At 46.4% G+C, this 14,054-nt stretch carries 17 protein-coding genes; 4 read left to right on the top strand and 13 right to left on the bottom strand.

All coding sequences use genetic code 11. From position 1 onward, the window contains the following. Together B3182_RS15545 and rluD are read right to left on the bottom strand one after the other, a co-directional pair. Positions 1-248 (bottom strand): chromate transporter (locus tag B3182_RS15545; RefSeq protein WP_292753435.1); only part of this gene is annotated, 248 nt, incomplete at its 3' end. Between the two features lie 15 nt (positions 249-263). Beyond that, positions 264-1,229, bottom strand: coding sequence for a 23S rRNA pseudouridine(1911/1915/1917) synthase RluD (gene rluD, locus B3182_RS15540; protein WP_292353734.1), 966 nt, complete (start codon positions 1,227-1,229; stop codon positions 264-266). 77 nt (positions 1,230-1,306) lie between these two features. Here rluD and B3182_RS15535 point away from each other — a divergent pair, with 77 nt between their 5' ends. After that, positions 1,307-1,591 (top strand): c-type cytochrome, encoded by a 285-nt coding sequence (locus tag B3182_RS15535; RefSeq protein ID WP_292353736.1) that lies wholly within the window; start codon positions 1,307-1,309, stop codon positions 1,589-1,591. Positions 1,592-1,597: 6 nt separating this feature from the next. Here the strand turns inward: B3182_RS15535 and mutM are convergent, their stop codons facing one another. The 11 genes from mutM to gatC form a co-directional block, all read right to left on the bottom strand. Beyond that, entirely contained in the window at positions 1,598-2,416 is an 819-nt protein-coding gene (gene mutM, locus B3182_RS15530) for a bifunctional DNA-formamidopyrimidine glycosylase/DNA-(apurinic or apyrimidinic site) lyase (protein ID WP_292353738.1), read from the bottom strand. Between the two features lies 1 nt (position 2,417). Next, complete coding sequence (locus B3182_RS15525; RefSeq protein ID WP_292353739.1) at positions 2,418-3,287, bottom strand: DUF4340 domain-containing protein; 870 nt, start codon at positions 3,285-3,287, stop codon at positions 2,418-2,420. Beyond that, positions 3,287-4,651, bottom strand: coding sequence for a GldG family protein (locus B3182_RS15520; protein ID WP_292353741.1), 1,365 nt, complete (start codon positions 4,649-4,651; stop codon positions 3,287-3,289). Before B3182_RS15520 ends, B3182_RS15525 begins: the two co-directional genes overlap by 1 nt. Then, complete coding sequence (locus B3182_RS15515; protein WP_292353743.1) at positions 4,648-5,400, bottom strand: ABC transporter permease; 753 nt, start codon at positions 5,398-5,400, stop codon at positions 4,648-4,650. Before B3182_RS15515 ends, B3182_RS15520 begins: the two co-directional genes overlap by 4 nt. Beyond that, complete coding sequence (locus B3182_RS15510; RefSeq protein ID WP_292353745.1) at positions 5,400-6,344, bottom strand: ABC transporter ATP-binding protein; 945 nt, start codon at positions 6,342-6,344, stop codon at positions 5,400-5,402. The genes B3182_RS15515 and B3182_RS15510 overlap by 1 nt, the downstream gene beginning before the upstream one ends. A gap of 202 nt (positions 6,345-6,546) precedes the next feature. Beyond that, on the bottom strand, positions 6,547-6,702 hold the full coding sequence (rpmG, locus tag B3182_RS15505) for a 50S ribosomal protein L33 (protein ID WP_014707985.1): 156 nt from the start codon (positions 6,700-6,702) through the stop codon (positions 6,547-6,549). An 11-nt stretch (positions 6,703-6,713) separates the two neighbouring features. Further along, positions 6,714-6,950 (bottom strand): 50S ribosomal protein L28, encoded by a 237-nt coding sequence (rpmB, locus tag B3182_RS15500; protein WP_226070964.1) that lies wholly within the window; start codon positions 6,948-6,950, stop codon positions 6,714-6,716. Between the two features lie 124 nt (positions 6,951-7,074). Next, a complete protein-coding gene (locus B3182_RS15495) occupies positions 7,075-7,578 on the bottom strand; it encodes a peroxiredoxin family protein (protein WP_292353753.1) in 504 nt (167 codons plus the stop codon). A gap of 1 nt (position 7,579) precedes the next feature. Next, positions 7,580-9,217 (bottom strand): acetolactate synthase large subunit, encoded by a 1,638-nt coding sequence (locus B3182_RS15490; protein WP_292353755.1) that lies wholly within the window; start codon positions 9,215-9,217, stop codon positions 7,580-7,582. 384 nt (positions 9,218-9,601) lie between these two features. After that, a complete protein-coding gene (gene gatA / locus B3182_RS15485) occupies positions 9,602-11,056 on the bottom strand; it encodes an Asp-tRNA(Asn)/Glu-tRNA(Gln) amidotransferase subunit GatA (protein WP_292353757.1) in 1,455 nt (484 codons plus the stop codon). Between the two features lie 19 nt (positions 11,057-11,075). Then, a complete protein-coding gene (gatC, locus tag B3182_RS15480; RefSeq protein WP_014707980.1) occupies positions 11,076-11,363 on the bottom strand; it encodes an Asp-tRNA(Asn)/Glu-tRNA(Gln) amidotransferase subunit GatC in 288 nt (95 codons plus the stop codon). A 120-nt stretch (positions 11,364-11,483) separates the two neighbouring features. Here gatC and B3182_RS15475 point away from each other — a divergent pair, with 120 nt between their 5' ends. The 3 genes from B3182_RS15475 (at position 11,484) to mreD (ending at position 14,053) form a co-directional block, all read left to right on the top strand. Beyond that, the gene (locus B3182_RS15475; RefSeq protein WP_041354692.1) at positions 11,484-12,530 is read left to right on the top strand and encodes a rod shape-determining protein; all 1,047 of its coding nucleotides are present in this window, start codon (positions 11,484-11,486) and stop codon (positions 12,528-12,530) included. A gap of 84 nt (positions 12,531-12,614) precedes the next feature. Further along, a complete protein-coding gene (gene mreC / locus B3182_RS15470; RefSeq protein WP_292753444.1) occupies positions 12,615-13,577 on the top strand; it encodes a rod shape-determining protein MreC in 963 nt (320 codons plus the stop codon). Continuing rightward, complete coding sequence (gene mreD / locus B3182_RS15465; protein ID WP_292353761.1) at positions 13,577-14,053, top strand: rod shape-determining protein MreD; 477 nt, start codon at positions 13,577-13,579, stop codon at positions 14,051-14,053. The genes mreC and mreD overlap by 1 nt, the downstream gene beginning before the upstream one ends. Position 14,054 lies beyond the last annotated feature (1 nt).

The following is a 14,054-nucleotide window of genomic DNA, read 5'->3' as shown; positions in this document are numbered from 1 at the left end:
TCACCAAGCCAGCCAGCGCGAAACAAGCCAATTGAAAATCCCATCTGGCTACTGGCTGGGCCAGGTAAAAACTGTGTAACAGCAAGTAACTGAGAAAACTGCTGTTCAGAAAGCCATTGCCGTTTATTGATAAATTCAGTGCGAAAATAACCAATGTGAGCAATCGGTCCGCCAAACGCCGTCAGACCCAGTTTGAGAAAGGCTAAAAACACATCAATGACATGATGCAGATTGTTTGGTGCCTTCACAGTTCTTTCCTCTGGTTAATCGGTATGGCTGGTAGCATCCATCCGTAACAGTTCCAATAATCGTTGCATATCATCGGGTAAGGGGATCTGCCAGCTTACTGCTTCCCCAGTAGTCGGATGATCAAACCCCAGTAAACCGGCATGTAAAGCCTGACGATGTGTATTCTGCAAGGCAGCCAGACAGCTATCCGTCATCCCTTTTGGTGTTTTAAACCGGCCACCATATAAAGGATCGCCCAATAAAGGATGGCGAATATGCGCCATATGCACACGGATCTGGTGAGTGCGCCCGGTTTCCAGTTTGCAACGCAAATGGGTATGTGCCCGAAAGCGTTCCTCAATCCGATAGTGTGTCACGGCAGGTTTACCGTTTTGTGTCACGGCCATACGTTTACGATCAATATGATGTCTACCAACTGGTGCATCAACCGTTCCCCCGGCGGTAAACACACCGCAGGCAATGGCCTGATATTCACGAATTACGGTACGCTGCTGTAGTTGGCTGATTAATGAATGATGTGCTTGCAGACTTTTAGCGACCATTAATAGTCCGGTAGTGTCTTTATCAATGCGATGCACAATCCCGGCGCGCGGAATATGAGTAAGTTGGGGCGCATGAGCCAATAACGCGTTGACCATTGTGCCATTCTGGTTGCCAGCGCCAGGATGCACTACCATGCCTGCCGCTTTATTGATGATTAATACATCGTCATCTTCATAAATAATATCCAGTGCGATAGTTTCGGCCTGCCAGTTATCTTCATGAATAATCTGCTGTGCGGCAATTTCAATCTGGTCACCGGTGCGTACCGCATCTTTAGGGCGACAGACTTTCTGATTGACCAATACATCGCCGGCTTTAATCCATTTGGTCAGCTGACCGCGGGAGTATTCTGAGAACAGCTGGGCCAAGGCCTGATCGACACGCAAGCCACTTAATGACTCGGGAATGGTGGCATCTAGTTTAATAATCTCGGTCATGAATGGCTTTGCATAAAATGGGTTACGTATTATAACGTAGCTTGATACATCGCCGTGAAACGGACGAAAGGGGGATTATGAAACGACTGCTGATATGTCTTGCATTGCTACTGACTTCGACCTGGATTCAGGCTGAGCCAAATATGGCTTTACTGGCTTCATCCTGCGCGACTTGTCATGGTACCAATGGCCACAGCAAAGGTGAAATGCCCAAACTTGCAGGTTTGGAGCAAGATTATTTTATTGAACAGATGCTGGGGTTTGCCAGCGGGGCGAGAGAGTCTTCTGTTATGCGACATCATGCTGCGGCGTACAGCGAAACTGAAATTCGCCTATTGGCAGAGTATTTCTCTAAACAATAATTTGCTTCAAATCTTTTGGCAATATGGGCAGAAATAGGTCGCCCGCTGTGACTGGCGAATCAATTCTATTGGATGACCACATTGTTTACAGCCTTGTTTCTGCCGGGCATAAACCCATAATTCCTGAGCAAAATATCCGGGTTTGCCTTCGCTATCCCGAAAATCCCGTAAGGTTGTCCCGCCCGCTGCAATAGCTTTTTCCAATGTCAGTTTGATCGCGGCAACCAGTTTTTCTGCCTGTTTTTTTGTTAGTTTTGCAGCTATCAGCTGAGGGTGAATGGCGGAGAGAAACAGCGATTCACTGGCATAGATATTCCCCACACCTACAACGATCTCCGCATTCATAATAAAAGTTTTAATGCTGACCTGACGTTTACGGCTACGTTGGAACAGATATTCGGCGTCAAAATCCTCCCCCAGTGGCTCTGGCCCCAGATGGTTTAATAACGGATGTTGCAGCGGTGGCTCACTGGTCCACAATACAGCCCCAAAGCGGCGTGGATCGGTAAAGCGCAGAATAATATCATTGGCAAACACAATATCAACATGATCGTGTTTTTCGGCTGGCTGAAAAGCAGTCAGAATACGTAACCGCCCGGACATACCCAGGTGGATAAACAGCGTGCCTTCAGTGGTATGCAACAATAAATACTTGGCGCGGCGGCTGACCGACTGAATGATTTTCCCACACAGTTTTTCATCCAGGTTGTCAGTGATAGGCCAGCGCAGTCGAGAGTCACGAATGACAACCTGCTTAACCTGCTGATTTTCTATATATGGCGCAATGCCACTGCGGGTGGTTTCGACTTCAGGTAATTCAGGCATATCACTCGTTTATTGAAAAGAGGGCAGGAATAATGGTGGCTGGAAACAGATATTGTAATTGTTGTTGATGATCAGTAAGCGTAAGACCTTCCTCGCTATGTGATACAACAAATTTACGCTGTGTGTTATCGGTTAATTTAATGGTCACTTCCTGCTCATCCGGTGTACTTGTTTCATCATCTAACATGATAACAACCTGCATGGCATAAGCCTGTTGCCAGTTTTGCAAAAGTGCCAGGAGTTTATCCTGAGGATAATTTTGCGGCATGGAGTGCCAGCTGTCATTTTGCTGAACTATGGAGAGTGCCGCGTATTTTTGCTGGCCCTGTTGGTTTTGCAGCTCAGGCAAGTGCAGAGCTGCAATTTTGCTGGCCGGATCCAATAAACGGTTATCGACAAAGCTACTGGCACTGGCACCGAGTAATGGTGAAATATCATCGTTAATTAAATAAATCTGCTGATTGTGCAGAATATAACGATACCCGCTGAGCGGTTCAGTATCACCAAAAGCAAAATGGTATTCATTGAAAACTAATGACAACTCAGGCTGCTGCAGTCCGAATTCTGCCAGGTCAGTTGTTTGTGTCACCGGGATCTGTTGATGAGCTGGTTGTTGTAACAGACTGAGTAACAGATTGATCCGGGTTTGATTGGCTCGCACATGTATTGGCTGGCTTAACTGCCATTGCTGATCGCGTTGCAAGTGAATGGTTTGCTGTTCACGGCGAACAATTGTAATTTGATTGACCTGTGCCGCCTGAATTTTATCAGTGATATAAGCTGAATCCTCTACTTGCGATTCTGTCATTAACCACACTAATAGAACCGCAACCACCAATAACAGCAGATTGGTCAGATATGTGCTTTTCATCAGCGTCTTCTAATCCACCAGATACTTATGCCAATCAAAAGCAGACTAAGTGGTAATCCGAGTAAAAATCCAATACCAATAAATAATGATTGGTGCTCGGTTAATACCAGTTGGTTATCTCGGGTTGTGATGACCGGAATATCGATTGAATCATCCTCAGCAACCAGCCAGTTTGCCAGAGCCATCGCAAGTTCAAGATTGGCCGCTGTGCCAAGATACAGGTCGGAGACAAAATCGCCATCACCAAATACGGCAACACGTTGTTGTTGAGTTGTTGAAACAGGTTTTTCCATTAATACGCTGAGCATTAACGGCCCTGGAATATCGATTTCTGCATCAAAACGTAAATCATCCAGACTAGTGCCGGTCATATCACCTAATTCAGACCAGCTATCACTTTGTGATTGCATCAGCTCAGTAACTTGCCAAGCAGATTCAGCTTCTGATAATTGAATAGCATGCGCTTCTGGCATCAGGGTGACGCTGGAAGTGGCTGCCGTAACCGGGTGATTGGCGTAATCTGTCACAATCACAAAACGTGGATCTTCCAGACCTAATTTACCGGCATTGGGATCCACCATCGTACCCGGTACAAAGCTCAGATTAAGCTGTTCACGGATGGCCGCCAAGCCCGTATCAGTGTCAGGTTCGCTGAGCCAGAGCAGATTACCGCCTTGCTGCAACCATGACTGTAACTGGACAATATCGCTTTGCGGCCAGGCGGCTTGTGAACTGGCAATAACCAATACAATTTTTTTATCCTCGCTGTTAAGTTGCATCGCTTCTGTCATGGTCAGAGATTGCACCTCAAAGCCGGTGCTATTCAACTGTTGTCCCCATTGCGACATATCAAATGCACCATCACCGGCAATATCCCGTTCACCATGACCAGTAATAAAGATTAATTCAGGCAAGTTACTGCGACTGACTTTTATAATGGCATTGCTTAGCGATTGCTCAGATAAATCATATACATGTTGTTGTCCCTGTTGACCTGAAACTACCATTTCAGCCTGCTGCTGAATGTCCAGTTCACGAACCCGCTGTGGCTGGCTGACAGGATCAATAAACGACACTGTAAGTTGCTGACTATGCTGTTGATAGCGCTTTAATAAACTTTCTGCTGCTGATTGATACTGATGTCCGGGACTGATAAATACTTCTATTGTCACTGGTGTTTCAAGCGACTGTAATAATTCGGTAGTAGCAGAAGAGAGGGTATGTCGCTGGTTAGCTGTCCAGTCTGACTCAAAGCTGTAACGATTCGAAAGAACGGCTACTGCGATAATCACTACCAGCAATAAAATGTAAAAGATGATCTGTTGCAGGCGATGTTGATATTTAAACTGTTTTGACATCTTCATAGACTCAACCTCGCTGCATCAAGTCGCCGAATAGTCATCAGAATAAATACCACGCAGAACAGAGCAAAAAAGCTTAGATCAACACTGTTAATCTGTCCTGCCAGCAGCGGTTGAAAATGTCCTAACAGGGATAACCAGGCCAGCCAGTTAATTTGGCCTGAAACAGCGCTGGCCGCAGCAAAATCAATTATCCATAATAAAAACAGTAAACAGAATGTCATCACCGCTGCAATAATCGGCTGGGTGGTGAGTGATGATAAAAATATTCCGGCGGCCAAGAAACTGGCTACCAGCAAAAACAGCCCGAACATGCTCACACCAAACTGGTAAAAATCGATTGCTGATCCGGCAAGCAGCGATAGTGGCATTAAAGCAATCAATGCTAATTGCAGCAGAAAAAAACCAAGATATCCGAGGTATTTACCTAACACAATCTGACTGGCGGAAAGTGGCGCAGAGATCAAAAGAGGCAGACTATGGTTACGATGTTCATCAGCAAAAGCCCGCATGGTGATAAATGGGGCAATCAATAGCAACACCAGAGCAGCATTGCTTAATAATGGCGCAATAATCATTTCTGTTACACCGGCAGCTCCCGGGATGGCTGAAATCTGGCCCTGAATCTGAGCAAAATACTCAATATGACTGAGAAACATATATGCCAGTAAAAACTGTACTAATGCCAGCATTATCCAGGCAAAAGGAGACAAAAACAGTCGCGAAATTTCAAGTCTTGCCACGCACCACATCAGTTTTTAACCTCAGCTAGCGGTGCGTCATCTTTTATCAGATGCATAAAAATATCTTCCAGCGAGTCCTGTTCACGCAACAGTTCCTGCAGTTGCCAGTGTTTAGATACGGCACTCGCTATCAGGTTTTCTGTAGGATCCTGTTCCGGGTGATAAAGGATTCGAAACTGATTGGCTGAAACGGGCTCCACCGAAGACACATTCGTTAGAGCCTGAAGCTCGGTGATCGGTGGCGGGGCAGATAAAGTGATCCTCAGGCTGCTGTTGAGTCTTTGCTGATGCAGAGCTGTCAGGCTATCGGCAAACATGACCTGGCCTTTACTGATGATTTGTACCCGATCGCAGAGCATTTCCACTTCTGGCAGAATATGCGTCGACAGTATCACGCTATGTTCATTGGCCAGTTCACGAATGAGTTCGCGGATCTGCCGAATTTGTAGGGGATCCAGACCAGAAGTCGGTTCATCCAAAATGACCACCGCCGGGTTATGCACGATCGCCTGAGCGATGCCGGTACGCTGTTGGTAGCCTTTGGATAATTGACCGATCAAACGTCGCTGGACATCACCCAGTCCACAGCGCTCAATGACCGTTGCAACTGCAGATTTAAGTTGCTGGCCTTTGAGCAGATTGAGTCTGGCACAATGCTGTAAATATTCGTTGACGGTCAATTCACGATATAACGGCGGATTTTCCGGCAGATAGCCCAGTTGAGCCTTGGCCTGCTTAGGTTGCGACAATAAATCAAAACCATTGATATGGATCTCGCCTTTATCCGGCGCCAGATTACCGCTAAGCATTTTCATAGTGGTGCTTTTACCAGCACCATTGGGACCGAGAAAACCCAGTATTTCTCCGCGTTTTACCGTGAGATCGATATTTTGAACCACAACATTGGGTCCAAAATAACGTGACAGATTTTGTGCTTCCAGCAATATAGTCATAGCGCACTATAATACGGTTTTGAGGTGAATCGTCTACTACGTTGTTGCAACATAGATATCATCTGAGATTTCAATATTTTTGGAGCGCGGCACAGTTCATCTCATTGCCCAAAATAAAGAACAATTTTAAGTTTAATTTATTCGAGCCATAAAAAAACCCGCATTAAAGAGCGGGTTTTTTTAGAAGCAGTAAACAATAGTGTTACTTGATTTTTGCTTCTTTATACATCACGTGTTGACGGATAACGGGATCAAACTTTTTGATTTCCATTTTTTCCGGCATGGTGCGTTTGTTTTTATCAGTAGTGTAGTAGTGACCTGTACCTGCTGATGAAACTAATTTGATTTTATCGCGCATGTCCTGACTCCTTAGATTTTTTCGCCGCGGCTACGGAGATCAGATAAAACGGTATCAATACCTCTTTTATCAATGATACGCAGACCATGATTGCTGACACGCAATTTTACCCAACGGTTTTCAGACTCAACCCAAAAACGGTGTGAGTGAAGGTTAGGTAGGAAACGGCGTTTTGTTTTGTTGTGAGCGTGTGAAACATTGTTTCCGCTCATAGGGCGTTTGCCCGTTACCTGACATACTCTGGACATGTTAATCCTGCTCCTGATGCATTTTTAGTGACTGACGCGTCCTGCCAACGCATCATTCTGAATAAACTAAGCCGGACTTTATACCATATGTGCTATCTGATGTGTAGCAGTTTTAAGCTATAAATCAGCTGAGGCCCATTTTGTCGAGCTGTGCTGAAACGCTCTCTTTATCGAGTACACCAATTTTGCGCATCACAATTTTGCCTTCGGGCGAAATCAGATAATGCGTTGGTGTCACCCGAACATTATTAAATGCGCTGGAAATTTCGCCTTCACTGTCCCAGATAAGCGTGTAGGGAAGACCCCGGTCTTCACGCATTGCCTTGATATGTGAAGGTGTGTCGTGGGGCAGTGAAACGCCCAGCATGACCAAGCCTTTTTTTGCGTATTCTTCATGCAAAGCAATGAGTTCGGGCAGTTCCTGAATACACGCCGGGCAATCAGTCGCCCAGAAAATCATCAATATTGGTTTACCGGCATATTCGGTGAAATTATGCATTTTTCCGTCTACATCCTCAAACGTAAGTTCGGTGTAGGCCGGAGCGGTAGCATTCTTGTACATAAAGACGACAAACAATAATGCAAATAGGGCGGCTATAAACAGTGCAAAACGTTTTCCAGACTTCATTTTATCTCTCAGTTTGCTGGGTTAATTGACCTAGAGATTCTGTCAGTTTCAGATTTTCACGATAATCCACCGGACAATCAATAACGGTGACTGTATTTCTGTCCAAAGCTTCTTTTAAAACAGACATTAACTCTTCGGTCTTATTCACTCTGACACCCGTTGCGCCAAATGATTGCGCATATTGTACAAAATCCGGATTGCCGAATTTTACATTACTGGTTCGGCCAAACTGGTTTTGCTGTTTCCATTCAATCAGACCGTAGCTTGCATCGTTCCAAATCAGAATGACAATCGCGATATTCAAACGAATGGCTGTCTCAATTTCCTGAGAGTTCATCAGAAAACCAGCGTCACCGGTTACTGCAACGACTTTGCGTTCCGGATGTGCCAGTTTGGCTGCAATTGCACCCGGAACTGCTATGCCCATGCTGGCAAAGCCATTGGAAATAATGCAGGTGTTCGGGTATTCACAGCGGAACATTCGTGACATCCACATTTTATGGGCACCCACATCGCAGATTACGATATCTTCCAGATGCATGGCGGTACGCAGATCCCAGATGATTTTCTGTGGTTTAACAGGGAATTCGGTATCACGGCGATGCTGATTCATTTCTGTAATCAGACTATCGCGTAAAGTACGCATGGCCTTACCTTCGTGCGGCGTGGTTAGGGCTGCAATTCGATTCAGACTGTGCGTAATATTGCCCACAACACCCAATACCACACTGTAATATCCATCAACCTCAGCATGGGTGGTATCAATATGAATCAGCGTGCGATCCCGTGAGGGATGCCAGAGATAGGGGTGGTATTCAACCATGTCGTAGCCGATACAAATAATTACATCGGCATTGGCAAAGCCGGTATTCACATAGTCATTTGACTGCAACCCAACACTGCCCAGTGACATGGGATGACCAAACGGAATGACGCCTTTGGCCATAAAGGTGTTGGCGACAGGAATTCCCAGCTTTTCAGCAAATTCTGTAAGCGCTTTAGCGGCATGCGCACGAATGACGCCATTACCCGCCAGAATAATCGGATTTTCTGCATTGGAAATTAATTCTGCTGCTCGTTCGATATGTTCAGCAGCCGGTTCAGGAGGTGTGGCGTGTTTGACCCGCAGTGGAGCATCGTCAATTTCCATCTCGGCAATATTTTCAGGAAACTCAATAAAACAGGCACCGGTTTTCTCGGTCTGCGCCACTTTAAAAGCTTTGCGAACAATTTCCGGAATCACTTCAGGGCTGACAATTCGAGTGGAGTATTTGGTGATGGGCAAAAACATCGCTTCCAGATTCAGGACCTGATGCGATTCTTTATGCAAGCGATTGGTCGAAGCCTGACCGGCAATGGCTACCAGGGGGGCATGATCCATATTGGCATCAGCCACACCGGTAATCAGATTGGTCGCACCCGGACCGAGTGTCGCCATACAGACTCCTGCACGGCCAGTGAGTCGACCATAAACATCTGCCATAAAGGCCGCACCTTGTTCATGCCGGGTGGTAATAAACTGAATGGAGGAATCCAGCAAGGCGTCCATGACATCCAGATTCTCCTCACCGGGAATACCAAAAACATATTCCACACCTTCATTTTCCAGAGTACGGACAAATAGCTCTGCTGCTTTCATTTTTTCGCTCCGCGATGAATGGCTTTAAAAAAGGGGCTTTCGCCTCTAGGGTCTGTTGATCTTTCATAGCCACCACTGCTGGAGGCTATTTTTTTCGTCCTACAAGGCGGAAATGATGCGATGTAGTTGTTCTACATAAGTCATTTTCAACACTGTAGGGCGGAAAAATAGTCCCAGCCCTTTGGGTTGTGACTGAAAATGTACCACTCCACGTTGCTCGTCATGTATTTAGAGCAACTACAAAAACGTCTGGAACGTTTTTAAGCGTAAGCCCCTTAGGGGTGAGATACATGGATGTATCTCACAAACTGCATTCCTCGCGCCTTGATTGGAGCATTTTAGTCACAACAGAGGCGGCTCTGAAAGATCAACAGACCCTAGGTTTCACTGAAATGCTGTTGGAATTTGTTTATGCCAATCAGTGACCTGTTGGTATTGATGAGCAACATTAAGTAAACGTGCCTCATCGAAATAATTACCAATGATCTGTAAACCAGCAGGTAAGCCATTGGCAAAACCTGCCGGAATTGACATACCGGGCAAACCAGCAAGATTGGTATTAATGGTATAGATATCCGCTAAATACATGGCTACTGGATCATCGGCTTTATCACCCAGTTTAAAGGCTGTGGTTGGCGCGGTAGGTCCCATAATCACATCAACTTCTTCAAATGCCTGTTGGAAGTCATCGCTTATCAAACGGCGGCATTTCTGAGCTTTAAGATAGTAGGCATCGTAATAACCGGCAGATAGTGCATAGGTTCCGATCATGATGCGACGTTTAACTTCGTCACCGAAACCTTCACCGCGTGAACGTTGGTACAGATCCAGTAAATCTTTTGGATCTTCACAGCGATGGCCAAAGCGCACGCCGTCCATACGAGACAAATTGGATGAGCATTCTGCAGGGGCAACCACATAATAAGTTGGTATCGCCAGAGAGGTATTTGGCAGGCTGATCTCTTTGACGGTTGCCCCGAGCTTTTCGAATTCCTTAATGGCGACATCAATTATTTCTGCCACTTCCGGTGCCAGACCTTCACCAAAGTATTCTTTTGGCAGACCAATGCGCAGACCTTGCAGGGAATCATTCAGATTTGCGGTGTAATCTGGAACATCACGTTCCACGCTGGTGGAATCGCGTTCATCAAAACCCGACATGACATTTAACAATAATGCCGCATCTTCGGCGTTGGCCGTCATCGGGCCCGCCTGATCCAGGCTGGAGGCAAAAGCAATCATGCCGTAACGGGAAACACGACCATAAGTTGGTTTCAAACCGGTTAAATTACATAAAGATGAAGGCTGACGAATTGAACCACCTGTATCTGTACCGGTAGCCGCCGGTGCCAGTCGAGCAGCGATTGCTGCTGCAGAGCCTCCGGAAGAACCACCTGGAACCCGTTCAGTATCCCAGGGATTTTTGACCGGACCGTAAAAGCTGGTTTCATTGGATGAACCCATGGCAAATTCGTCCATATTGGTTTTACCCAACATTACCATGCCACTGGCTGCAATTTTTTCCACCACAGTCGCATCATAGGGCGCAACAAATTTATCGAGCATTTTTGATGCACAGCTGGTACGAACGCCCTTGGTGCAGAAAATATCTTTATGCGCCATTGGAATGCCGGTCAGTTTACCGGCAGTCTTGTCTGCAAACTGTTTATCAGCAGCCGCAGCCTGCGCCAGCGCGCTTTCTTCAGTCACACTGATAAAAGCATTCAAATTGCCATTATGCGTTTTGATACGGTTTAGAAAGTGTTGAGTCAGTTCCACACTGGTGATGTCACCGTTGTGTAGCAAGGCCGAAAGTTCAGAAAGAGTTTTGTTATGCATGTACTTGCCTGTGTTGGATTTATTCGATGACCTGTGGAACCAGGTAGACGCCAGCGTCGGTTTTAGGGGCAATAGACTGGAACAATTCACGTTGGTCAGTTTCGGATACCACATCCTCACGCAATCGTTGGTGTGCATCCAGTGGGTGCGCCATGGGACTGACTGCATCGGTATTCACCGCGCTCATCTGTTCGACCAGATTGAGAATGTTATTAAGATCTCGGGCGTAATCAGGAATCGTGCTTTCATCAATGGCAAGCCGCGCAAGATGCGCGATTTTTTCTACATCGGATTTATCTAAACTCATCAGTCGTCCCGTAAGTTAATTGATTTCACAAAGTTGAAGTTTAAATCATTAGTTGCTTGCCCAACAGACCTGAGCATTGCTAAAGTATCCATTTTACCTCTTCCGGATGTGGTTTCTTCAATGTTTGAACGTTTACGTGGGATCTTCTCTAACGATCTGTCTATCGATCTGGGTACAGCTAATACGCTGATTTATGTGCGCGGCCGGGGCATCGTTTTGGATGAACCTTCAGTAGTCGCAATTCGACAGGATAAGGGGCCAGGCGGCCCTCGCTCGATCGCCGCGGTAGGTGCAGAAGCTAAAAGAATGTTAGGGCGTACTCCTGGCAATATCACTGCGATACGTCCATTGAAAGATGGTGTTATAGCCGATTTCACTGTTACTGAAAAAATGTTGCAGCATTTTATTCGCAAGGTGCATGAAGGTCGCTTTTTAAAACCAAGTCCGCGCGTTTTGGTCTGCGTACCCTGCGGCTCAACACAAGTCGAACGTCGGGCAATTCGTGAATCTGCTGCCGGCGCCGGTGCGCGTGATGTATTTTTGATTGAAGAACCGATGGCAGCGGCCATTGGTGCCGGTATGCCGGTAGAAGAAGCCAGCGGCTCGATGGTGCTGGATATTGGTGGTGGCACCACTGAAGTCGCGATTATCTCACTGAACGGTATTGTTTATTCAGCTTCAGTGCGAATTGGTGGTGATTTGTTCGATGAGGCGATTGTCAATTATGTCCGTCGGAATTACGGCACATTGATTGGTGAAGCCACTGCTGAAAAGATCAAAAAAGAAATCGGTTCTGCCTATCCTGGAAACGAAGTCCGAGAAATGGAAGTACGTGGACGTAATCTGGCAGAAGGAATCCCCCGGAGTTTCACACTGAACAGTAATGAAATACTGGAAGCGTTGCAGGATCCATTAGCCGGTATTGTCGCTGCAGTGAAAACTGCGCTGGAACAGACACCGCCGGAACTGGGTGCTGACGTTGCTGAACGAGGCATCGTGCTGACGGGTGGTGGTGCGTTACTAAGAGACCTGGATCGCCTGTTAATGGAAGAAACCGGCTTGCCAGCCATTGTCGCAGAAGACCCGCTGACCTGTGTTGCCAGAGGGGGTGGTCGAGCATTAGAACTTATTGACGAACGCGGGAGCGACGTATTTACGTTTGAATAGTCTTCAGTCAGATTGAAGTAGGTATTTGACCTTTACAAATAGCAAGGTTATTTGTGAAGGTCTTTTCATTTTCGGAACTGAGCCATTAAACCGTTATTTGCCCAAACACCTTCATTAAATACTCGGATGCTGCTTGCAGTAGTCGCATCGTTGTTATTGTATTTTCTGGATACACGACTGGATTATTTCAAGCCCGTCAGGATGACCCTGTCTACGGCTGTTTATCCTGTACAGAAACTCGCCTCTATGCCAGACGATTTCACCACATGGTTTACTGATTTTTTTCAGGGCCATCGGCAACTGCGTGAGAAAATCATGAAGCTTGAAGCACAAAACCTCACTAATAGTGTGCGGATGCAAAAAATGCAGGCGCTGGAAAGTGAAAACATGCGCTTGCGAGAATTGCTTGGTTCATCATTTCGTCTACAGGAACGGGTGCAGGTTGCCGAACTGCTCAGTGTCGACTTAGATCCTTTTTATCAGCATGTCATCATCGATAAAGGTGAAACCTTTGGCGTCTATGAAGGGCAGCCAGTACTCGATTCTCTAGGTGTCATGGGACAGGTGGCGGAAGTCAGCCAGTTTTCCAGCCGCGTCGTGTTGTTAACCGACCCCANNACCGCCCCCAGCCACAGTATTCCAGTACAGATTGTCAGAAATGGCTTACGCGCTGTGGTCACTGGGCGGGGTCTAGGAGAAAATTTACAGATGGAGTTTTTACCGCACAATGCCGATGTGCGCGTTGGAGATCTATTGGTAACCTCGGGCCTGGGGGGGCGTTTCCCGGTTGGTTACCCCGTTGGAAAGGTGATCTCAGTAAACTTCCCTCAGGGAAAATCTTTTGCCGAAATTAGCGTTAGTCCAGCTGCTCGGTTGGCAACCAGTCGAGAAGTCATGTTGGTACTGCCGGGTGAAAAAATTGATTTCGGTATTACATATCCTTTGCAAATTGAAGAAAGTGATTTACCTGCAGTGGAAGAACAGCCTGCATTGGAAGAACAGCCTGCAGTGGATGCGCCAGTGACGCCATCGGAGGAAAGTAACTGATGGTTCTGGTGAAGTCACAGCATAGCAGTGTCATATACATTACCTTGTTATTCGCCATTTTATTAATGCTGGTGCCACTGCCAGATACGCTTCGATATGCACGTCCGGAATGGGTTGCTATCACGCTGATTTACTGGGCAATGGCTTTACCACAACGGGTCAGCATTGGCGTTGCCTGGTTTACCGGATTGGTGATGGATGTGGTCACCGGAGGTATTCTGGGGATTCATGCATTTGCCTATGCACTGGTGATTTATCTGGTTGGGCGTTTACATTTGCAAATTCGTCAATATCCTCTTTGGCAACAGGCTTTTACAATATTGTCCCTGGTTTCTCTGGTGCATTTTATCGTGATGCTGAGTGCGCCGATCACCTTCAGTTGGAACCACTGGTTGACCGTACTGACCAGTACACTGGTCTGGCCCTTTGTGTATGCCGTATTAAGGAAAATACGTCGTAGTTTTCAGGTGAGTTGAT

The sequence above is a fragment of the Methylophaga sp. UBA4204 genome (genome assembly GCF_002379485.1).
In the GTDB taxonomy this organism is placed as follows: Bacteria; Pseudomonadota; Gammaproteobacteria; order Nitrosococcales; family Methylophagaceae; genus Methylophaga.
The sequence above is the reverse complement of the archived record's forward strand: the minus strand, read 5'-3'. Positions and strand labels throughout refer to the sequence as shown.